Source organism: Wenzhouxiangella sp. XN79A, assembly GCF_012272825.1.
GTDB lineage: Bacteria > Pseudomonadota > Gammaproteobacteria > Xanthomonadales > Wenzhouxiangellaceae.
Map to the genome: position 1 here is coordinate 1 of NZ_JAAWWS010000152.1, position 22,289 is coordinate 22,289.

At 69.2% G+C, this 22,289-nt stretch carries 15 protein-coding genes; 8 read left to right on the forward strand and 7 right to left on the reverse strand.

The genetic code is table 11. The features are described 5' to 3' along the window. The first annotated feature begins 31 nt into the window (after positions 1–31). Positions 32–6,085 (forward strand): isopeptide-forming domain-containing fimbrial protein, encoded by a 6,054-nt coding sequence (locus HFP89_RS09650; protein WP_206212306.1) that lies wholly within the window; start codon positions 32–34, stop codon positions 6,083–6,085. A 32-nt stretch (positions 6,086–6,117) separates the two neighbouring features. Next, on the forward strand, positions 6,118–7,731 hold the full coding sequence (locus HFP89_RS09655) for a DUF11 domain-containing protein (RefSeq protein ID WP_168717458.1): 1,614 nt from the start codon (positions 6,118–6,120) through the stop codon (positions 7,729–7,731). 42 nt (positions 7,732–7,773) lie between these two features. Here the strand turns inward: HFP89_RS09655 and HFP89_RS09660 are convergent, their stop codons facing one another. Further along, positions 7,774–8,409 (reverse strand): glutathione S-transferase N-terminal domain-containing protein, encoded by a 636-nt coding sequence (locus HFP89_RS09660; protein ID WP_168717459.1) that lies wholly within the window; start codon positions 8,407–8,409, stop codon positions 7,774–7,776. Between the two features lie 119 nt (positions 8,410–8,528). On the opposite strand from HFP89_RS09660, the gene HFP89_RS09665 reads away from it, so the two are divergent. Next, entirely contained in the window at positions 8,529–9,878 is a 1,350-nt protein-coding gene (locus HFP89_RS09665; protein WP_168717460.1) for an HD-GYP domain-containing protein, read from the forward strand. On the opposite strand, the gene mnmC is transcribed toward HFP89_RS09665, so the two are convergent. Then, positions 9,846–11,696: a bifunctional tRNA (5-methylaminomethyl-2-thiouridine)(34)-methyltransferase MnmD/FAD-dependent 5-carboxymethylaminomethyl-2-thiouridine(34) oxidoreductase MnmC gene (gene mnmC, locus HFP89_RS09670; protein WP_168717461.1), complete on the reverse strand. Its 1,851-nt coding sequence runs from the start codon at positions 11,694–11,696 to the stop codon at positions 9,846–9,848. The two genes, HFP89_RS09665 and mnmC, sit on opposite strands and share 33 nt — an antisense overlap. A 106-nt stretch (positions 11,697–11,802) precedes the next feature. On the opposite strand from mnmC, the gene HFP89_RS09675 reads away from it, so the two are divergent. Together HFP89_RS09675 and HFP89_RS09680 are read left to right on the forward strand one after the other, a co-directional pair. Further along, positions 11,803–12,711, forward strand: coding sequence for an NYN domain-containing protein (locus HFP89_RS09675; protein WP_168717462.1), 909 nt, complete (start codon positions 11,803–11,805; stop codon positions 12,709–12,711). A gap of 28 nt (positions 12,712–12,739) precedes the next feature. After that, positions 12,740–13,567 (forward strand): polysaccharide deacetylase family protein, encoded by an 828-nt coding sequence (locus HFP89_RS09680; protein WP_168717463.1) that lies wholly within the window; start codon positions 12,740–12,742, stop codon positions 13,565–13,567. On the opposite strand, the gene HFP89_RS09685 is transcribed toward HFP89_RS09680, so the two are convergent. Next, positions 13,568–14,719 carry an alcohol dehydrogenase catalytic domain-containing protein gene (locus HFP89_RS09685; protein ID WP_240956277.1) on the reverse strand — a complete coding sequence of 384 codons (1,152 nt, stop codon included), beginning with the start codon at positions 14,717–14,719 and terminating at the stop codon, positions 13,568–13,570. Here HFP89_RS09685 and HFP89_RS09690 point away from each other — a divergent pair. Next, complete coding sequence (locus tag HFP89_RS09690; protein ID WP_168717464.1) at positions 14,718–15,761, forward strand: sodium:calcium antiporter; 1,044 nt, start codon at positions 14,718–14,720, stop codon at positions 15,759–15,761. The genes HFP89_RS09685 and HFP89_RS09690 overlap by 2 nt on opposite strands. Before the next feature lie 95 nt (positions 15,762–15,856). Continuing rightward, a complete protein-coding gene (locus tag HFP89_RS09695) occupies positions 15,857–16,054 on the forward strand; it encodes a DUF2892 domain-containing protein (RefSeq protein ID WP_168717465.1) in 198 nt (65 codons plus the stop codon). Between the two features lie 34 nt (positions 16,055–16,088). On the opposite strand, the gene HFP89_RS09700 is transcribed toward HFP89_RS09695, so the two are convergent. The 4 genes from HFP89_RS09700 to HFP89_RS09715 form a co-directional block, all read right to left on the reverse strand. Further along, positions 16,089–16,346: a hypothetical protein gene (locus tag HFP89_RS09700; RefSeq protein WP_168717466.1), complete on the reverse strand. Its 258-nt coding sequence runs from the start codon at positions 16,344–16,346 to the stop codon at positions 16,089–16,091. An 83-nt stretch (positions 16,347–16,429) separates the two neighbouring features. Next, positions 16,430–17,257, reverse strand: coding sequence for a hypothetical protein (locus HFP89_RS15810; protein ID WP_206212307.1), 828 nt, complete (start codon positions 17,255–17,257; stop codon positions 16,430–16,432). Positions 17,258–17,364: 107 nt separating this feature from the next. Then, positions 17,365–17,661, reverse strand: a complete 297-nt coding sequence (locus HFP89_RS09710) for a hypothetical protein (protein WP_168717467.1) — start codon at positions 17,659–17,661, stop codon at positions 17,365–17,367. Then, positions 17,658–19,769 carry a tail fiber domain-containing protein gene (locus tag HFP89_RS09715; RefSeq protein ID WP_168717468.1) on the reverse strand — a complete coding sequence of 704 codons (2,112 nt, stop codon included), beginning with the start codon at positions 19,767–19,769 and terminating at the stop codon, positions 17,658–17,660. Before HFP89_RS09715 ends, HFP89_RS09710 begins: the two co-directional genes overlap by 4 nt. A gap of 181 nt (positions 19,770–19,950) precedes the next feature. Between HFP89_RS09715 and parC the strand changes: the two genes are divergently transcribed. Then, on the forward strand, positions 19,951–22,209 hold the full coding sequence (gene parC / locus HFP89_RS09720; RefSeq protein ID WP_168717469.1) for a DNA topoisomerase IV subunit A: 2,259 nt from the start codon (positions 19,951–19,953) through the stop codon (positions 22,207–22,209). Positions 22,210–22,289 lie beyond the last annotated feature (80 nt).

A 22,289-nucleotide genomic window follows, 5' to 3' on the forward strand; every position in this document is an offset into this window, starting at 1 on the left:
CAAGACCTCGAACCCGGCCTCGGGCACGACGGTGACGGCCGGCGAGACGATCACCTACACGCTGACGGCGACGATCAGCGATGCGGCGCTGACCAGCCCGCTGGTGCTGACAGACACGCTGGGCGCGGGCCTGGGCTTCGGTGCCCTGGGCGCGAACCCGGGCGGCTATGTGGCGAACACGGCGGGCAACCCGCTGACGTTCGAACTGCCGTCGGGCACGGTGCCGGGCACGTACGAAGTGAGCTACACGGTGACGGTGGACGCCGATGCCAGCGGCAACGTGGGCAACCAGGTGGTGCCGACCGGCGGTGGTGATCCGGATCCGGAGTGCCCGAGCTGCACGACGGACCATCCGGTGGCCGATCCGGCGATCGAGGTGAGCAAGTCGGCCAACCCGGCCTCGGGCAGCCAGGTGCTGGTCGGCCAGACGATCACCTACACCCTGACCGCGACGATCAGCGATGCGGCCACGACGGCGCCGCTGGAACTCAGCGACACGCTGGGCGCGGGCCTGACTTTCGGTGCGGTCACGGCGGCCGGTGCGTTCACGCCGAACACCGCCGGCAACCCGCTGACGTTCACGCTGCCGTCCGGCACGGTGCCGGGCGTCTACACCGTCAGCTACACCGCAACGGTCGACAGCGATGCGAGCGGCACGGTCGGCAACAGCGTGGTGGTCACCGGCAACGGCGGCGACCCGGACCCGGTCTGCACCAGCTGCACGACCTCGCACCCGGTCGGCGATCCCTCGATCGTGCTGATCAAGACCAGCAGCCTGAACGACACCAACGGCAACAGTTTTGCCGACGCCGGCGAGGTCATCGACTACACGCTGACCGCGACCAACGACGGCGATGTGGTGCTGACCGGCGTCGAGATCGATGACCCGCTGATCGCGACCCTCAGCTGCACGCCGGCCCAGCCGGCCACGCTGAATCCGACCGAGCAGCTGGTCTGTACCGGCAGCTACACGGTGACGGCGGCCGACATCGCGGCCGGCGGTTCGGTCACGAACACCGCGACGGTGACCGCGCCCGATCCGTCCGACCCGGTCGGCAATCCGCCGCTGACCGATACCGACTCGACCTCGACGCCGGTGGTGCCGGCGCCGGCGCTGACGCTGATCAAGATCGCCGTGCTCGACGACACCAACGGCAGCACCTTCGCCGACGTCGGCGAGACGATCGACTACACGCTGACGGCAACCAACGACGGCAACATCGCGCTGAGCGACGTCGTGATCGACGACCCGATGCTCGGCGCGCTGAGCTGTACGCCGGCCCAGCCGTCGGCGCTGGCGCCGACCGAGCAGCTGGTGTGCACGGCGAGCTACACCGTCACCCAGACCGACCTGGACAACGGCCCGGACATCGTCAACATCGCGACGGTGGCCGCGCCGGATCCGATCGATCCGATCGACAATCCGCCGCTGGGCGACAGCGACACGGAAACGGTGCCGACCGACTTCACGGCCTCGCTGGGCCTGGTCAAGTCGATCACCGTCGGCAGCCCGTACTCGGCGGCCGGCCAGACGATCGGCTACCAGCTGACTGCGACCAACACCGGCAGCGTGACCCTGGACAACGTGGTGATCAGCGATCCGCTGGCCACCATCGGGACCTGCACGCCGGCGCAGCCGACGTCGCTGGCACCGGGCGCGACGCTGGTCTGTGATGCGACCTATGTCGTCACCCAGGCCGACATCGACAACGGCAGCTTCACCAACGTGGCCGACGTCGACGGGCAGGATCCGAACGGCGACCCGGTCAATGCGACCGACAGTGCCGTGGCCGACGGCCCGGCACCGGCGCCGGCGCTGCTGCTCGACAAGGCGCTGATCGGCAACGCCGACGAGGACGGCTCCGGTAACGTCACCCTGGGCGACACGCTGACCTATGGCCTGGTTGCGACCAACACCGGCAACATCACGCTGACCGACGTGACGATCAGCGACCCGATGCTGGGCGGACTGGTCTGCACGCCGCTCCAGCCGGCCTCGCTGCTGCCGACCCAGGCCCTGACCTGCGCCGGCGATTACGTTGTCCAGGCCGGTGACGTCGCTGCCGGCAGCATCGTCAATACCGGCACGGCGAGCTCGACCCAGACCGGGCCGGTGCAGGACGTCGAGACCGTGGCCACCTTCGGCCCGGCCGTGGTGGTCACCAAGGCCGCGACCCCGGCTTCGGGCAGCGTGGTGACGGCGGGCCAGTCGATCAGCTACACGCTGACGGCGACCGTGTCCGATGCCCCGCTGACCGAGCCGCTGGTCCTGGCCGATACGCTGGATGTCGATCTGAGCTTCGGCACGCTGACGGCGAACCCGGGCGGCTTTGCGACCAACACCACCGGCTCGCCGCTGCTGTTCGAACTGTCGACGGGCACTGCACCGGGCGTGTACGCCGTGACCTACACCGCGACGGTCAACGTCGACGCGACCGGCACGGTCGGTAACAGCGTGGTGATCGCCGGTAACGGCGGCGATCCCGATCCGGAGTGCCCGAGCTGCGATACCGATCACCCGGTCGCCGATCCGGTGATCGTGGTCGCCAAGACCTCCGACCCGGTCTCGGGCAGCGAAGTGATCGCCGGCCAGACGCTCAGCTACACGCTGACCGCGACGATCAGCGACGCGGCCACCACCGCGCCGCTGGTGCTGACCGATACGCTGGGCGCCGGCCTGACCTTCGGTGCCGTGGCCGCGAATCCGGGCGGCTTCACGCCCGATACGGCCGGCAACCCGCTGACCTTCACGCTGCCGTCCGGAACGGTGCCGGGCACCTATCTGGTCACCTATACCGCAGTGGTCGATGCCGACGCCACCGGCTCGGTCGGCAACAGCGTCGTTCCGACCGGCGGCGGCGATCCCGATCCGGAGTGTCCGAGCTGCGATACCGATCACCCGGTCGCCGATCCGGCGATCGTGGTGACCAAATCCGCCAACCCGGCGTCCGGTACCGAGGTCTTCGCCGGCCAGCAGGTGGCCTACACGCTGACCGCGACGGTCAGCGATGCGGCCACCACCGCGCCGCTGGTCCTGACCGATACGCTGGGTGCCGGACTGGTGTTCGACGCGGTCACGGCCAACCCGGGCGGCTTCACGGCCAATACGTCCGGCAATCCGCTGACCTTCACGCTGGCCGCCGGCGCGGTGCCGGGGACCTTCGAAGTGACCTACACCGTCACGGTCGCTGCGTCCGCGTCCGGTTCGGTCGGCAACCTGGTCGTTCCGACCGGTGGCGGCGACCCCGATCCGGAGTGCCCGAGCTGCGATACCGACCACCCGGTCGGCGAGCTGGGACTGAACCTGGTCAAGTCGGCCAGCCTGAACGACGCCAACGGCAACGGCCTGGCCGACGCCGGCGAGGTCATCGACTACACCCTGACGGCGACCAACAATTCGACCGTGGCCCTGCCCGGCACGACGATCAGTGACCCGATGCTGCCGGTCCTGTCGTGCACCCCGCCGCAGCCGGCCACGCTGAATCCGGGCGATCAACTGAGCTGCACCGGCAGCTATACGGTGTTGCCGTCCGACATCACGGCCGGCACCGACATCGTCAATACCGCGATCACCGAGGCTCCGGATCCGATCACGCCGGCCAACCCGCCGCTGACCGACAGCGATTCGGCCAGTATCGGCATCTGCACCCTGGATTCCGGCGACGTGACCGGGCAGATCTGGCACGACCTGGACCGCGACAACGTGATCGATCCGGGTGAGCCGCCGCTGACCTCCTTCGTCACGCTCGGCCCGCCGGGTGCGCCGGCCGCGGACCTGCTGATCACGACCGCCGACCCGGCCACCGGGGTGTATTCCTTTGCCGGCGTTCCGGAAGGCACCTACGAGCTGCGCGTGCTCGAGGCGTACCTGGGCAACAACTTCGACCTCTACGCGGTCCAGCCGCCGGTGCGCACGATCGCGGTGGTCCGCTGCGGCACGGTGGTCGAGGACTTCAACTTCGCCGCACCGCTCGACGGCGTGGTCGGCGACTTCGTCTGGTTCGACGTCAACGAAGACCAGACCGTCGACGAGTTCCGCGACGGGAACGGCGACGGCGTGCTGACCCAGAACCCGATCGGTACCCCGATCAGCTCGGCCGACTTCGAGTGGGTCGACCTGAATCAGAACGGCAACCCGGACGACGGTGAGTTCCGCCGCTGCGGCCTGGAGAATGTCGAGGTCCGGCTGTTCGACGGCAGCGGATCGCTGGTCGGCAGCCGCCTGACCAACCTGCGCGGCGAGTACTTCTTCCGCGGCTTGGCGCTGGATGGCGAATACACCGCCGTGGTCGACGACAGCAACCCGGCCAACCTGGTCTCGGCCCAGCAGTACGCCGTCGACGGCAACTGCCTTGCGCTCGCACCGCGCGCGCCGGCGACGCCGCCGACCGCGCGGGGCGGGGTGGTGGCCGGCTGTGGCGCGACCTCGCCGCTTTCGGTGCAGAGCCTGACGCTGACGGCCGCTGCGCCGGTCGACGCTGGCCTCGACTTCGGCCTGATCTGCGGCGTGGCCGGTCAGCTGGCGCTGGACAAGGTGCTGACCTCGAATGCCGACGAGGACGGCTCGGCCACGGTCACCTTCGGCGACACGCTGACCTACACCGTGACCGCGACCAACACCGGTTCGGTCGCGCTGTCGAACGTGGTCGTCACCGACAGCCGGATCACGCCGTCGAGCATCACCTGCCCGCTGCTCGCTCAGGGCGATGCCTGCGTGCTGACCGGCACGTACTCGGTGACTGCGGCCGACGCCCAGGCCGGCGAAGTGCTGAACGTCGCCGGCGCCGACAGCGACCAGACCGACCCGGTCGAAACGCAGCTGATCGTGCCGGTGCTCGCGCCGCAGGTGGTCGTGGTCAAGACGTCGGATCCGGCATCGGGTTCGGTCGTCAACCCGGGCGATACGCTGGTCTACACGCTGACCGCAACGGTCAGCGGCGCGCCGCTGATCGATCCGCTGGTGCTCAGCGATACGCTCGGGGCCGGCCTGACCTTCGGGACCGTGACCAATGCCGGTGCGTTCACGCCCGACACCGGCGGCTCGCCGCTGACCTTCACGCTGCCGGCCGGCATCGGCCCGGGCAGCTACGCGGTCGACTACACCGCCAGCGTCGATCCCGACGCCACCGGTACGGTCGGCAACAGCGTCGTGGCGACCGGCGGCGGCGATCCCGATCCGGAGTGCCCCAGCTGCGACACCGAACATGACGTCGAAACCCTGCTGCTCGACAAGTCGGTCGTCACGCTGGACGCGACCGGGCCGAACAGCTGGCGGGTGGAGTACGAGATGGTGGTCACCAACCCGGGTCCGGTCGACAGCAGCTACACGCTGACCGATACGCTGGGCTTCACGGCCGATGGCGTCGAGCTGGGTGATACCGCCTTCGTCTCGACCGTCGGTGGGGTGCTGGCGCCGAGTCTCAGCGGTGGGCAGTTCACGCCGACGCGTAACGTCCCGCTGCAGGTTTCGGATGCGGGCGTGCCGATCGCTGCCGGTGACATTCACCGCTACCGGGTCGCGATCCCGCTCGGCGTGATCGCAGGCCAGCTGCAGAACGGCAGCTGCACCGGCGCGTCCGGCAACGGGCTGTACAATCAGGCCGAGCTGACCGGTCCGGTGACGCGCGTCGACGATGCCTGCGCATCGATCGACGACAGCGGCGAGGTGGCGATCCGCCTGATCAAGACGGTCGAACTGGGCGTGGACTTCAACGGCAACGATTTCGGTGACGTCGGCGATGTGCTGTTCTACACCTTCGAGATCACCAACATCGGCAACCAGCCGCTGACCGACATCCAGCTGATCGACCTGCAGGTCGACGACCTGCAGTGCCTGCCGCGCGCCAGCGATGGACGTGAGATCACGGTGCTCGGCCACGACGCGGTCAAGCTCGACGGCTTCGAGCGCGGCGGACTGGGCTCGCTGAGCCCCGCGGCCTCGATCCAGTGCACCGCGTCGCACGAACTGACCGCGCTCGACGTTGCCCGTCGCCGGGTCGAGAACACCGCAACGGCGCTGGGCACCGGCCCGAACGGCGAAGTGGTGAACTCGGTCAGTACCGCCGTCTACACGGGGTTCCAGTAATGGGCGCCCTTCACCTGCATGAGGACACGGCCATGCCGCGATCGGACCGAATTCGCAAACTCGCGCGTCCGCGCGTCGTTCTGGCTGCCCTGGGCCTGTTCCTTGCTGCACCGGTTTCGGCGTTCACGCTCGAGGCGGTGCCGGAAGGACGGGCAGGGAACGGCGACCTGCAGGCTCGCCTGGTCCTGGCGGCGCCGGCCGATCGCTCGATCCAGGCGATCGAGCTGCATGCCTCGGCGGGGGACCTGTCGGCGTGTGTCGGTGCCACCGGGCAGCCGTCGCGACTGGCCGCCGGCGCCTCGACCGACTGTGTCTGGCAGCTGCCCGCGGCGATCGACCAGGCCGGACTGGCCGCGAGCGTTCGCTACGACGACGGTTCGCGCGAGGTCCGCCGCGTTCGCCTCGCCCAGGCCCGCGGCGCGACCTTTCCCCAGGGCATCGTTTCGTTGGCCGGCAGCAGCGTCCACCAGGACAGCGACATCGACGGCGAGCTCGATGCCGGCGAAACCATCGACTATGCCTACCGGCTGGTCAACACCGGCACGCTGGATCTCGATGCGCTGGCCGTGACCGATCTCGACGGGTCGGTGAGCTGCCCGGCGACCGTGCTGGCGGCCGGCCAGTCGCTGATCTGTTCGAGCAGTCACGTGATCACCGCTGCCGAGGCGGCGGCCGGCCAGGTCGTGAATTCGGTCGAGGTGACCGGGTTCGATGCGCTGGGCCTTCCGGTCCAGAGCTCCGACCAGCTGCTGCGGGTGAACCTGGAGGGTCGGGCGGGGATCGCGGTCATCAAGAGCCCGTTCCTGCTCAGCGACGCCGACGGCAGCGGCTTCGCCAACCTCGGCGACATCGTTCGCTACGATTTCATCGTCACCAATGTGCGCTCCGAGACACTGACCGATGTGGAGCTGGTCGAGCCCGATCCGACCCTGATCGACACGCCGATCAGCTGCAGCGCGACCACCCTGGACGGCAATCCGTTTTCCGGCAACGGCACCGGCAGCCTGATCGGCGGCGACACGGTCTTGTGCACGGCCACCTATGAAATCCGCGCTTCCGACGTCAGCGCCGGCCAGGCGCTGAACCTGGTCGAGGCCAGCGGGACCACGCCGCTGAGCCTGACCGTCAACGGCAGCGGTGCCTCGGCACTGGTGCTCAGCGGGCCGGGCGCGATCGAGGTCGAGAAGACCGTGGCCCCGCCGCTGGCCGTGCCCGGCCAGGACGTCGTCTATACCATCACGGTCTCGAACACCGGGCCGGTGACCTTGTTCAACGTCCAGGTCATCGATCCGCTCCCGGTCGGCATCCTGAGCTTCGACTGGACCTGCGTCGGCCTGTTCTGTCCGAATCCGTCGGGCAGCGGGGCGATCGGCGAGTTCGTGCCGGCCTTCCCGGCCGGCGAGAGCCTGGTCTACACGGTGACCGCGGAGGTCGCCCCGGATGCGCCGGAAACCGTGTTGAACGTCGTCACGGTGCTGCCGCCGGGCCTGGTCGAATGCCAGCCGGGCGGCACCCCGACGCCCTGCGAAGCCGACGCTCGGGTCGATGTGCGCGGCCAGCCGATCGGCGTGCCGGCGCTCGGCCCCGGCGCACTGCTCCTGCTGATTCTGGTGCTGCTCCTTGCCGGGCTGCGAGCGAGACCCTGATTGCTGTCCTGGTCGCGGACCCGATCCACGGACCGCCGGCGCTCATGCGTCGGCCGGTTCCAGCCAGTCGATCATGCGCGCCTGCCAGCTCCGGATCGCCTTGTGCGCATGGCCCGGCGCCTGCCCGGTTCCCCAGCGCGCGAACTCCAGCACCACGAAGGCCGCGATGTCGGCCGGCGTCAGCTGCTCGCCGGCCAGGCCCGGCGATGCGGTCAGTCGCAGGTCGAGTTCATCGAGAAAGCGCTCGAAGCGCTGCCGGCCGCGTTCGGCCAGTTCCGGCAGTTGCACCACCGGCGCCGGGCCGGGCAGGGCGCGGTCGCGCAGACCGGGCGAGGCGTTGCGGAAGCCGTCCATCACCGCCAGCAGGCCCTGCATTTCCACCCAGTGTTCCCGGTCGAGGATGCGAGCGCGCTCCAGCGGGGTATTGCCGTACAGCGGCGGTCCATCGGCGCGTTCGTCGAGATAGCGGCAGATCGCCATGACTTCGGTCAGCACGGTGCCGTCGTCGAGCACCAGGGCGGGGACGGTGCCGGCCGGGTTCAGATCGCGGTAGGCGTCGGAAAGGTGCTCGCCGCCGGCAAGGTCGACCCTGCGCAACGGCAGCTCGATCGCGCGAACGCGCAGGAACAGATGAACGCGTCGCGGGCTGGGCGCGCGGGGGTCGGTGAACAGTTCCATGGGCCGCATCCTGCCCTCGAGTCGGGCCGCGGTCAACGCTGCCGGCCGCCGGGATTGAAACCGGGGGCGAACGGCGTAGAATGATTTTTCTGCCAGGCTCTGGAGGGTAGTCCAAGAACGTGTTCTGGTCGCGCAACAAGAAGGCCGACCCGCCCGCGGAATCGACGGAGGAAACGTCGGTCGCCTGGTTGTGGGACAACGAGATCCTGATCGAGCCGCAGCATCTCCAGGTCGGCCATTTCGTGGCGCGCATGGACAGGCCCTGGCGACAGACACCGTTCCCGCTGGAAGGCGCCATGATCCAGTCCGAGGACCAGCGCTCGTGGTTCATCGATCACTGCCACTGGCTGGTCATCGACCTGCTCCGCAGCCGCAACGGCTTCCGCCCGCCGCGGGCCAATATTCCCTATCGTCGCATCGTCCGCAACCGGACCGACGCCGACAATCCGGAGGCGCCGGTCAACATGCTGCGCCGGGCCGAGCTCGACCAGCACTCGGTACCGGCAGCGATCCAGGGCCACGACCTGCTCTACCAGCGGGCCGGGGCGCTGATCGAGGCGATCCGGAAAAACGGCCGGATCGACGCCGAGACGGCCCGGCTCGGCATCCGCCAGATCGCCGAGACGCTGGAACAGAACATCGCCGCGATGATCTGGCTGACCCGGATCAAGAACGTCGACCAGTACACCGCCGAACACTGCGTCAATGTCGCGATCCTGTCGATGGGCCTGGCCAAGTCGCTGAACTGGGGCCCGGAGGAAGTCGAACAGGCCGGGCTGGCCGGCCTGCTGCACGACCTCGGCAAGACGAAGCTGGACCCGGCCATCCTGAACAAGCCGGGCCGGCTGACGCCCGAGGAACAGCGCCACGTTCGCGAACACGCCCGGCTCGGATACGATCTGCTGAGCGAGGACGAGAGCGTCCACCCGATCGTTCGCCAGGCCGTGCTCGAACACCATGAGCGGCCCGACGGCAAGGGCTATCCGCTGGGCCGAAGCCGTGAGAACCTGATGCCGATGGCCGCGCTGGTCAGCGTGGTCGACGCCTACGACGCGATCACTTCGTTCCGCCCCTACAGTGCGGCGCGCTCGCACCACGAGGCGTTGGGCATCCTGTGGAAGACGCGCGATCGCCAGTTCGATTCGATGATGGTCGAAGTGCTGATCCAGTTCCTCGGCTGGATCACCCCGGGAACGCTGGTCCGCCTCACCGACGGCGATTGTGCCGTGGTGCTCAAGGCCAGCGCCGAGCACCGGCTGTGGCCGGTCGTGCGGCGCCTGAAGGCCGACGGCGAGCGCTATCGCGCCGAGGGCGTGATCGATCTGGCCGACCACAATCGCGCCCACCCCGATGCCGTGATCCGGGTGGCCGAGGTCCTGCCTGACGGCGCGCTCGATATCGATCTCAACCTCGTGCTGCGCGAAGCCGCCGAAGCCTCAGCGACCGCCGGTACGTCTTCCTCCGTCTGAGCCTGTGCGTCCGGCCGCACCGGGCGTTTCGAAGCGGGCGGGATCCAGTGCCCTTCGCAGCGCCGCGTCCAGGCCCGACGGCGCGCCCGACAGCGCGTCGGCGATGCGCTCGGCGGCCAGTGGCGTGCCGCTGATGCCGCGGCTGCCGAAGGCGGCGCAGACCCAGCTTCGACACGCCGGATCCAGCGGGCCTACCACCGGCAGGTAGTCGCGCGAGGTGCAGCGGAAACCGACCCGCCGGCCGACTACCGATACGGCCGCGCCGCCCAGTTCGGCCCAGGCGTCGGGACGCCAGTGCTTCAGGCCGGCCAGGTTGGCCCGGTCGTCGCCATCGCAGGGCTCGTCGTCGTCCCGGTGCAGGTCGAAGGTTGCGCCGATGCAGTGCGCGTCGTCGAGTTCGGGTGTGAAGTAGCCGGCATGACAGACCGCGCGCGTCCAGCGTCGGCTGGCCGCCGTGGCGGCCACGTCGGTGACCTGGCCGCGGAGGGTGCGAAGCGGCAGCGGCGGTCCCGCCAGCAGGGCGTTGGTGGCGCCGGCTGCGCAGATCACCACCGCATCGCCCTGTGCCGTGCCGCCGCGCCGGAGCCGAACACGCGCCTGCTCGGCATCGACGGACAGCACGCAGTCGTGGTCCAGCGTGATCGCCGGGTGGTCGAGCAGGAAACGACACCAGTCGGCCGGCCGCAGCACGCCGCCGGGCTTGAGCAGCACGCAGTCCTCGTCGATGGCTTCGAGCAGTTCCGGCGGCCAGTGGCCGCTGGCCAGCGCTCGCTCGAGTTTCTGTGCATGCCGGGTGTCGGTGGCCATCTGCTCGACCCCGTCGAAGCGGCCCAGGCCGCGGCCGACCGCATCGGCGCGTGCCAGCCAGCCCAGAGCGCGCAGCCAGCTCGACTGATAGAACCGGTTCTGGGGCGTGGCCGCGCCGCTGGGCGTGGTGTAGACCACGCCGGCCCGGTTGCCCGACGCGCCGGCCGCGACGCCGTGGGCATCGAACACCCGGCAGGTCCAGCCACGCCGCGCCAGTGCGTGGGCCGCGGTGCTGCCGGCCAGACCGGCGCCGACGATCAGGGCGTGCCCGCGGTGCGCGGCTCGTGCTCGCCACTCGCCGGGCCAGCACGCCTCCAACCGGTGCCGCTTGCCGCCGAAGCCCTCGGCGCGGCGCACCTCGAAGCCGACCTCGGCCAGCCCGCGCCGCACCGCGCCGGCCGCCGAGAAGGTCGCCAGTGTCGCACCCGGCCGGCTGAGTTCGGCCAGCCGCCGGAACAGCGCCGGTGTCCACATCGAGGCGTTGCGGCTCGGCGCGAAGCCGTCCAGGAACCAGGCGTCGACCGCCGCGTCCTGGGCCTGCCACATCGCTTCGGCGTCGCCGAACATCAGGGTCAGGTCGATCCGCTCGTGCAGGTCCAGCCGGTGAAACCCGGGCGTCGGCGCCGGCCACTGTTCGAGCAGCCGCACCGACCACGCCGCCAGTTCCGGCCAGGCATCGAGCGCGCGCCGGAGGTCGGCGGGCCGCAGCGGGTGCTTCTCGGCCGAGACCAGGTGCAGTCGCGCACCGTCGGCGGCGCGGGCCAGGAACCGGTCGGCGGCCAGCAGCAGGTTCAGCCCGGTCCCGAAGCCCGTCTCGCCGATCACGAAGACATCGCGGTCGGCCAGCGCGTCGAAGCGGGCATCGAGTCTCGCGCCGTCGAGGAAGACCTGCCGGCTCTCCTCGGCACCGCCGGCGGTGGAGTAGTAGTGATCGCGAAAAGCCGGCGCGGACGGCGTACCGTCGGTCCAGTCGATCACGGCCGGCTCGATGGGGTCCATGTCGGGCTGCATGCCCGCATTGTCGCCCAGCCGCCGCGTACATACGGTCGTTCCGGCCGGCCCCGAAGCGGGTTCGACTGCTATGCTACGAAGCCGGTTCACCCTCTCCGGACAGTCCATGCAATCCCCGACCCGCAATCTGGCCCTGTTCTGCGATTTCGAGAACGTCGCGCTCGGCGTTCGCGACGCGCGCTATTCGGCCTTCGACATCAAGAAGGTGCTCGAACGGCTGCTGCTCAAGGGCAACATCGTGGTCAAGAAGGCCTACTGCGACTGGGCCCGTTACAAGGAATTCAAGCCGGCCATGCACGAGGCGGCGTTCGAGCTGATCGAGATCCCGCACCTCAGGATGTCGGGCAAGAACTCGGCCGACATCCGTATGGTCGTCGACGCGCTGGACCTGTGCTACACCAAGGCGCACGTCGACACCTTCGTGGTCATCTCCGGCGATTCCGATTTCTCGCCGCTGGTCAGCAAACTCCGGGAGAACAACAAGCTGGTGATCGGCGTCGGCGTCAAGAGCTCGACCTCCGACCTGCTGACCTCGAACTGCGACGAGTTCATCTTCTACGACGACCTGGTCCGCGACAGCGAGAAGAAGTCGAAGCGCAAGCAACAGGCGGCCAAGAAGAAGGCCAAGAAGAAGACCCGGAAGAAGACCCCGGCCCAGGGCAACGGCAGCGGCGACGGATCGATCGATACGACGGCCGACACGACGCCCGATGCGACGGCCGATACGACCGGTGAAGCCCAGAACGGGGAAGAACAGCGCCGCCAGGAAGGCTTCGACCTGGTGCTCGAGACCATCGAGGCGCTGTTCCGCGACCGCGACGAGGCCGAGAAGGTCTGGGGCTCGATGGTCAAGCAGACCCTCAAGCGCCGGCGGCCCGGCTTCAGCGAGAGCTACCACGGCTTCAAGTCCTTCGGCCAGCTGCTCGAGGACATGCAGTCCGAGGGGCTGGTCAAGCTCAAGCACGACGAGAAGTCCGGCGGCTACATCGTCGAGAGCTTCGACGCCGGCGACTGAGCACGGTCGCCGCGGAGCGCGTTCAGCGATGTCCTCGCGCCTGGTCCTTCTCGCCTGGCACTCGATCAACGTCACCGGCACCACCTATGCCGACAACGACCTGGTCGCGCTCGGCGAGGATCTGGTCCGCCTCGATCGCCTGGGCTGGACGATCCTCCCGCTCGGCGATGCGCTGGCGGCTCGTGCCGCCGGCACGCTGCCCGAGCGCACCGTCTGCCTGACCCTGGACGACGGCTCGGTCATGGACTGGCACCGGTTCGATCACCCGACGGCGGGCCTGCAGGTGCCGGCGCGGGACCGGCTCGCCTCGTTCGCTCGGGCCCTGCCGGCCGACAGCCGGCACCGGCCGCACGCCAGCGTGTTCGTGCTGGCCTCGCCGGAGGCGCGCGCGGAGATGGACCGGGTCGACTACTTCTCGCTCGGCGTCTGGGGTGACGACTGGTGGGCGGCGGCGAATCGTAGCGGCCGGATGAGCATCGAGAACCACAGCTGGGATCACAACCACCCGTCGCTGGCCCGCACCGCCGGCCCGGCCGATCGCCCGCGCGACTTTCTCGCCATCGACACCGAAGCGACCTGCCGGGCCGAAATCGAGCCGGCCTCGGACTACATCGAGCGGACGGCCGGGCGCCGGCCGCGCTACTTCGCCTATCCGTGGGGCCAGGCCAGCGACTACCTGCGCGCTGAATTCCTGCCGACCTTCGGCGCCTCGATCGGTCTCGACGCGGCGCTGGGCTGCGAGCCGGGCCCGGTCACTTCGGCCTCCGATCGCTGGTTCCTGCCGCGCTATGTCTGCGGCCGGGACTGGACCTCGCCCGAAGGGCTGGAGGCGGTGCTGCGCGACGCGGCGGCATGATCAGTCCGGGTCGGCGATTCGCAGCACGAACGCGCCGCGGAAGCCGCCGAAGCGGATCCGGGTCAAGGCCTGGTTGGCGTCGTCCAGCGAAAGCTCGGTGACCTGCGGGCGCAGTTCGTGTTCGGTGGCAGCCTCCAGCACGCCGCGGATGTCGGCCCGCGTGACGTTGGCGACCGACTTGATCTCCTTTTCCTTCCACAGCTGTGACGGATAGTCGAGCCCGGCCAGCCGGTCGCGGTCGCCCGGTTCCTTGGCGATCGCGTTGATCACCAGTCGGCCGCCCGGCGCCAGCCGTTCGAGCGCGGCCAGCACGGTTTCCCAGACCGGCGTGGTGTCGATGATCGCGTCGGGCGCCGTCGGCGGCTCGTCGTGGGTGTCGCCTGCCCAGGACGCGCCCAGCTCGAGGGCCTGGGCGCGCTGGTCGGGATCGCGGGCGAAGACCAGCACCGGCGAGTCGGGCAACCGGGCCCGGGCCAGGGCCAGGACGAGATGGTTCGACGCACCGAAGCCGGTCAGCGCCAGCACCTGGCCGTTGACGAGTCCGGCCAGCTTCAGGCTGCGGAATCCGATCGCCCCGGCGCACAACAACGGCGCGGCGTGGGCGGCGTCCAGTCCGTCGGGCACCGGCACCGCGAACGCGGCCGGGATCGTCATGAATTCCGCGTAGCCGCCGTCGCAGTCCCGGCCGGTGGCCCGGAACTCCGGGCACAGGTTCTCCTCGCCGCGCTCGCACCAGCGGCATTCGCCGCAGGCCGAGGCGATCCAGCCGACGCCGACGCGCTCGCCGATCCGGGACCCATCGACGCCGTCGCCGACCGCGTCGATGGTGCCGACGGCCTGGTGGCCCAGCACGCGCGGCGTCGGCGTTTCGACCCGGCCCTCGATCTGGTCCAGCTCCGTGTGGCAGACCGCGCAGGCATGGACGCGCAGCCGGACCTCGCCGGTTTGCGGTTCCGGCGCCTCGAGCGCGACCGCCACCAGCGGCCGGCCGTCGCGCTGCAGGGTGGCGACTTGCTGCAGTTGCATGGCACGCATGACGTGCAGTGTAGCGTCGGGGCGGCGACGGGCGCGCCCCCGGCGGGCAGGCACGAGGACATCGGCCCCGGCCAGCCGGTAGGGTAGAAGGCTGCCGAAGCGAGCGGGTCCCCTCATGCTGCCGTTGAATCCCGACACCTGGTCATTGACCCTGAGCCTGGTGATCTTCGCGCTTTGCGCGGCTGCGATCGGCGTGTTCGGCACCTGGATCACCAAGGTGGTCGACCAGCTGGCCGATCGGACCGGTGTCGGCGAGGCCGTCGCCGGGGCACTGCTGCTCGGGGCGGCGACCTCGCTGTCCGGCGCGGTGCTGTCGGTGACCGCGGCCTGGAACGGGCACCCGGAGCTGGCGGTCGGCAACGCGCTCGGCGGTATCGCGGTGCAGACCCTGTTCCTGGCCGTCGCCGACTTCTTCCACCGCCAGGCCAACCTCGAGCACGCCGCGGCGTCGGCGGCCAACATGATGCAGAACGCGCTGCTGATCTCGCTGCTGGCGCTGATCCTGTTGGCGCCCGGGCTGCCGGAGACGACCGTCTGGGGGGTGCATCCGGTCACGCCGGTGCTGCTCGCGCTCTACGTCTACGGCATCGGGATGGTTCGCGGCGCGCGGCAGCACCCGATGTGGCGTCCGGCCGATACCCGGACCACGAAGCCGGATACGCCCGACGACACCGAGGCCATGCCCTCGCTGGGGCAGCTGTGGCTGCGCTTCCTGGGGCTGATGGCGGTGCTGGGGTTCGCCGGCTGGCTGCTGGAACCGGCGGCGACCCGGATCGCCGACGGCGCCGGGCTCGAGCTGTCGGTGGTCGGCGTGCTGCTCACAGCGATCGCGACTTCGCTGCCCGAGCTGGTGACCTCGATCGCCGCGGTCCGCCGGGGTGCCCTGACCCTCGCCATCGGCGGCATCATCGGCGGCAATGCCTTCGATACGCTGTTCACGGCCGCGTCCGATATCGCCTACCGCGATGGATCGATCTACCACGCGATCCCGCCGACGCTGATCACGTGGCTGACGCTGACGATCCTGATGTGCGGCGTGCTGATGATGGGCCTGGTCCGGCGCCAGGAGCGCGGCCTGGCCGGCATCGGCTTCGAGAGCGTCGGCATCATCGGCCTCTACGCGCTGGGCGTTGTGCTGATGTTGACCGGCGGCAGCTGAACCGCCGTTCGCCGCGACCGAACGGCGCGCTGGCTCCAGGCGCGGCGGGGGTGTATCGTCGAGGCCTGGTCACAAACGAGCTCGAGGTGCACGTCATGGAACGCAACGTCGGAACCCTGGATCGCTCCATCCGCGTCATCGCCGGCCTGATCCTGATCAGCCTGGTCTTCTTCGGCCCGCAGACCCCGTGGGGCTGGATCGGCATCGTCCCGATCCTCACCGGGCTGACGGCCCGCTGCCCGGCCTACGCGCCGTTCGGCATCCGGACCTGCTCGAAGTCGAACAAGGGCTGAGCCAGCCGCGCTGGCCGCCCCTCCGGCGGCCGGATCAGCCCTCGAAGGAATCCCGGAACAGCAGGTCGGTCTGCTCGATGTTGACCGGCCAGAAGCCGCCGGTCAGCGTGTAACCGCCGCCGGAGAGCTCCAGCGCTTCGGTGCTGTCCCACTGGCCGAGCGTGCCGGAGAGTTGCCAGCGCTGGTCGGCGGATTCGGACAGGATCTCGCCGCCGCCGTCGAGGGTGTAGAAGTCGATGCTGTAGTCCTGGGCGGGCAGGGCGGTGAAGATGACAAGCAGAGCAAGAGCCATGCTTGCATGCAATCCGGATTCCTTCGATTGTCGATGCATGGAATTCTCTACCTCGCGTCGCGATGCGGGGGCTCTCGAACGACTCAGTTGGTGACAATGACCCAACCGTTGACGTAGTCGTTGTCGTTGATCGCCGTCGCCGACGAGTTCAGCACGCAGAAGCCCACCGTGTAGGTGCCCGACGCCAGACCCGACACCTGAGCGGATGCACCGACGGGAGTCCGGGTCGTGTCGATCTCTGCAACCATGTATCTGCCGCCGGCGAAATTGGTGAGCGAGCCCATTCCGTCGCGCTGCCAGCACATCCCGATCCTTGCGCGCGCAACCCCGCTCGACGTGGAGAGCGCGGCCTCGGCGGCGGCGATCATGGTCTGGCCCGCTGCCAGGACGACTTGACGGGTCTGACCGACGAACACGTACGCGGCGGCCGAACCACTGATGGTACCGCCGGCGAAACCGGCGAGGTCGAACGATGCAACCACGCCCGAGGGTCCCTGCAGACCTTGGGGGCCCTGCGGGCCGGGCGGTCCTGCCGGACCCTCGTTACCGCCGAGCGCGAACAAGGCCATGGGACTGGGGCGCACTGCCTGTCGGGGATTCAGCGTCGCCCCGTTGACCCGGACTTCGAGGAAGCGTGGATTGCCGTCGAACGCGGCGGCCCCGAAATTCAGATCGACCTGGAACAGCCCGTCTTCCACCGGCCAGTTCAGCCGGGTCTGGGCCGTGCCGATCTGGCTGCCACCCACCAGCTGGTCGAACAGCCGGAACTCGAGGTTGACGGTGCCGGTGACCGGCTGCCCGGCGTCGCGGAGCTGGCCCTGGTAGGTGAGGGTGGCGTCCTGTGCAAGCGCGAAGGTGGCTGAAAGCAGCAGGGCAAGGAAGGACGTGCGGAACAGGTACGAGGGCTTCACGGCGATCTCCCGAGTGAACCTTGGCGGACGTCCTGTTTTTACTCCAGAAATGAGGTCCTCCGCAAGATGCTGCAGGTGCGCGGTCTCAGCAGATCTCCTGGCCCCGTTCAGCCCTCGAAGGAATCCCGGAACAGCAGGTCGGTCTGCTCGATGTTGACCGGCCAGAAGCCGCCGGTCAGCGTGTAACCGCCGCCGGAGAGCTCCAGCGCTTCGGTGCTGTCCCACTGGCCGAGCGTGCCGGAGAGTTGCCAGCGCTGGTCGGCGGATTCGGACAGGATCTCGCCGCCGCCGTCGACGGTGTAGAAGTCCAGCGTGAACTGCGCGACGGCGGCGGTCGAGGCCAGCAGGGCGGTGGCGAGTAGCGTACGCCGGATCCGCCGGGCCGCGTTCGAGCGGCGCGTCACGGCGTTGTGGCCTCGGCGACGCGCGGCGCGACCAGGTCGCGCAGCATCGCCAGCTCGGCGCGAAGGTCGGCCAGTTCGGTGTCCTGGCGGGCCTGGACTTCGGCCAGCTGCGCACGCAGCTCGGCATTCTCCTCGGCCAGCCGTGCGATGGCCGCGTCCTTTTCGTCGCGCAGGTCGCGCTGTGCATGCTGCTGTTCGTCGAGCCGGCGATTCAACCCCTGGATGGCGGCCAGCGCCACGCCGGAGGCATCGACGGTGCTGATCGATTCTGCATCGTTGCCGAGCCCGAACAGCGCGTGGAACTCCTCGGCGACCGGGCCCATGTGGCGTCCTTCCGGGGCGTCCTTGTAGGTCCATGTGCTGAGGTCCAGTTGCATCACCCGATCGAGGACGCCGAGGACATCCACGGGCCGGAAATCGGCCTTGAAGGCGCGGCCGGAGCTGTTCGTCCAGGTTCCACCGGAGGACAGGTAGGCCCCCGTCGAGGTATTGATGAATCGGCTAGCGGGAATGCTCACGGTGCTGTTCGTCCCCAGGTAGATTCCTCCCCGCGCGCGAACCAGGAACTGGTCGGGCCCGGTGGAAACGAAGTCGACCGCCTGGTCGTCCGCCCACATGAAGGTGCCTTCGTCGCCGTCGATGTCGCCGGAGATCGGAACGCCGTCGCAGCCCTGCCCTGCCGCATCGCCCGAATTCGTTGCCGGCCGGACCTTGGCGCGGGTCCCGCCGGTCCAGGAGCGCCAGCCGCCGGAACAATTCCCGGTCCCACCGGCCGCCATGCTTTCCCTTCCGCTCGCCGTGTTTTGGACGCCTCCCCCAACGATGCTGCCGCGCGCGCTGGCGACGTTTTCCCGACCGCCTGCGACCACGCCGTAGGTTTCCGAAGCCGTGTTGGCCAGGCCGCCACTGACCGTGCTTTCACTGCCGCTGGCAACGTTCTCCCGACCCCCGGCAACCACGCTGGTCAAGCCCGCAGCGCTGTTGAACAGACCACCGCTGACGATGCTTTGCGAACCGGACGCAAGATTTTCGAAGCCTCCTACGACCGCGCTGCCAAGCCCTTCGACCTGGTTGCCCGCGCCGCCGAGAACGGCCCCGCTGCCCGCCGTCGCGGCATTGCTAAACCCACCGGCGACCACCGCGTTGACTCCGCTTGCCGTGTTCGATCGCCCTCCGTTGACTGCGCTACCGAGTCCGCTTGCGGTGTTTGCGAACCCGCCGCCGACGACAGCGAAATTGGCATCGCCGAGAGGTCCGGCGTCATCGCCGGCCACGTTGCCGAAGCCGCCGCCGACGAAGCCGTAGTGGTCGGCGACGCGGTTCGGGGCCTCGAGGGTGAAAACCGGGTCCGAATCGCCGCTCGGGACGCCGCCGCCGCTGATGGTCGCGCCGCGCACGCCGGCCACGACTTCGTTGGCCGACGAGCCGGCGATCACGTTGGCGGTGATCGGCAGCCCGCCGAACAGGTCCGCGCTGGGCTCGATCCGAAGGCTGCGCGCATTGGCGGTCCGCAATTCCAGCGCCTGCGCATCGGTGGTGCCGATGAAATTCGTGCTCGGATCGGTGCCGGCGTTGCCGGTCAGGTTCCAGCCCGGTGTCCCGACGTCGTCGATTTCGCAGACAACGCTGCCGTCGGCGTTCACTGCCCGAATCGATTCGCCGGCCGGGCAGGTGCCGACCACGCGAAGCTGGATCTCGGCCGGGTCGACGCCGCTGCCGCCGACCGCGCCCGAAGCGATGCTTCCGGCCAGCAGCGCGTAGGGCGTCGCGGTCACGCGCTGGCGCGGGCTGAGCGGCGCGCCGTTGACCTCGACCTCGAGGAACCGGTCGCTGCCGTCGAACACGCCGGCGCCGAAGTCCAGGTCGACCTGGAACAGGCCGTCCTCGACCGGCCAGCCGACCCGCTGTTCGAAGCTCCCGACCGGATTGCCGCCGACCAGCGCGTCGTAGAGCTGGAAACGCAGGTTGACGGTGTCGGTGACCGGCACACCGCCGTCGCGCAGCTGGCCCTGGTAGGTGATCGTGCCGGTCTGGGCCGCGAGTTGAAGGGTCCACAGCGCGGCCAGCATGGTCATCAGCAAGCGGAAGGCGGTCGTCGAACGGGTCATGGCAGGCTCCGGGTTCTGGACTGGGTGTCGCGCTCCGGTCAACGGAGCTCCGTCGATCCTCTTCGATCAGGGGCTTGCTACGCAATCGGATCGCGTTTCGCGACAGATCGGACCTTCGCCTCAAGTGCAGGGGCGGTCCAGCCGACCCCCTCCGGCGGCCGGACGCGGCACAATACCCGCCATGAGCGATACGACCCCGATCTCCGAGTCCGCCAACCTTCCCTTCGAGCAGATGCCGCTCCGCCAGTACGCCGAGCGCGCCTATCTCGACTATTCCATGTACGTGATCCTGGACCGGGCCCTGCCGCACGTCGGCGACGGGCTGAAACCGGTGCAGCGCAGGATCGTCTACGCGATGAGCGAGCTCGGTCTTTCGGCGGCGTCCAAGCACAAGAAATCGGCGCGCACGGTCGGGGACGTGATCGGCAAGTTCCATCCGCACGGCGACTCGGCCTGCTACGAGGCGATGGTGCTGATGGCCCAGCCGTTCTCCTACCGCTACCCGCTGATCGACGGCCAGGGCAACTTCGGCTCGCCCGACGACCCGAAGTCCTTCGCCGCGATGCGCTACACGGAATCCCGCCTGGCGCCCTATGCGAAGCTGCTGCTGGCCGAGCTGGGGCAGGGCACGGTCGACTGGGCTCCGAACTTCGACGGCACGCTCAAGGAGCCGAAGCTGCTGCCGGCGCGGGTGCCGAACATCCTGTTGAACGGCGGCCAGGGCATCGCCGTGGGCATGGCCACCGACATCCCGCCGCACAACCTGCGCGAGGTCGTATCGGCCACCATCCGACTGCTGGAGAAGCCGAAGAGCACGCTCGATGAGCTGTGCGAGCACATCCAGGGTCCGGATTTTCCGACCGCCGGCGAGATCATCACCCCGCGCGAGGACCTGAAGGCGCTGTACGAGACCGGCCACGGCAGCGTGCGCCAGCGGGCCGTCTACGAAAAAGAGGGCGACGAGGTCATCATTACCGCGCTGCCCCACCAGGTCTCGCCGGCCAGGGTGCTTGAGCAGATCGCCGCCCAGATGCAGGCGAAGAAACTGCCGATGGTCACCGATATCCGCGACGAGTCGGACCACGAACATCCGACCCGCCTGGTGATCATGCCGCGCTCGAACCGGGTCGACATCGAGGGGCTGATGGCGCACCTGTTCGCGACCACCGACCTGGAGAAGAGCTACCGGGTCAACCTGAACGTGATCGGCAACGACGGCAAGCCCGGCGTGCGCAACCTCAAGGCGCTGTTGTCGGAGTGGATCGATTTCCGCCGCACCACCGTCACCCGCCGGCTGGAGCACCGGCTCGATCAGGTCATCGATCGGCTGCACGTGCTCGAAGGCTTCCTGATCGCCTTCCTCAACATCGACGAGGTCATCGCGATCATCCGCGAGAACGACGAGCCGAAGCCGGTCCTGATGGCGCGCTTCGCGCTGACCGGAACGCAGGCCGAGGCGATCCTCGAACTCAAGCTCCGCCACCTCGCGAAGCTCGAGGAAATGAAGATCCGCGGCGAGCGCGACGCGCTCGAGGAAGAACGCAGGGGGCTTGAGGCCACGCTGGACTCGCCGAAGAAGCTGACCCGGTTGATTCGCGACGAATTGCGCGAAGATGCCGACAAGTACGGCGACGATCGTCGCTCGCCTATCGTCGAGCGGGAAGCGGCCCAGGCCCTGAAGGAAACCGACCTGGTGCCGTCCGAGCCGGTCACCGTGGTCCTCAGCGAGAACGGCTGGATCCGGGCCGCCAAGGGCCACGAGATCGATCCGGCCGAGATGAACTACAAGGCCGGCGACGGCTACCAGCACGCCGCGCGCGGGCGATCCAACCAGCTGGCCTGCGCGATCGACTCGACCGGTCGCAGCTACTCCATGCCGACCCACGAGCTGCCGTCGGCGCGCAGCCTCGGTGAGCCGCTGACCGGGCGTTTTGCCCCGCCGGACGGCGCGTCGTTCCTCGGCGTGGCGATCGGTGATGCGTCCGACCGCGTGCTGTTGACGACCAGCGCCGGCTACGGTTTCGTGACGAAACTCGAGAACCTGTACTCGCGCCAGAAGGCCGGCAAGCAGCTGCTGACCGTGCCCGACGGCGCGGTGGTCCTGCCGCCGGCGCCGGTCGCCGAGGACGAGGAGGCGGTGATCGTCTGCGCGACTTCGGGCGGCCACCTGCTGGCCTACTACCTGAGCGAGTTGCCGGAGCTGGCCCGCGGCAAGGGCAACAAGCTGATCCACATCCCGCCGAAGGCGCGCAAGGACGGCGAGGCCATGACCGGCGCGATCGCGCTGGTCAAGGGCCAGGACTGCCTGGTCTGGGCCGGCCAGCGCTACCTGCGCCTGTCCTGGTCCGACACGGAAGGTTACTGGGGCGAGCGCGCCCAGCGCGGCGGCCTGCTGCCGCGGGGCTTCCGCAAGGTCGAGCGGCTGACGCTGGCCGACTGACCACGCACCATGCCGCCGCGTCCTGCCGCGGACCGTGACTTCTGGCCGACGCGAAGTGAACCCCGGCGGTGGCACGCTGT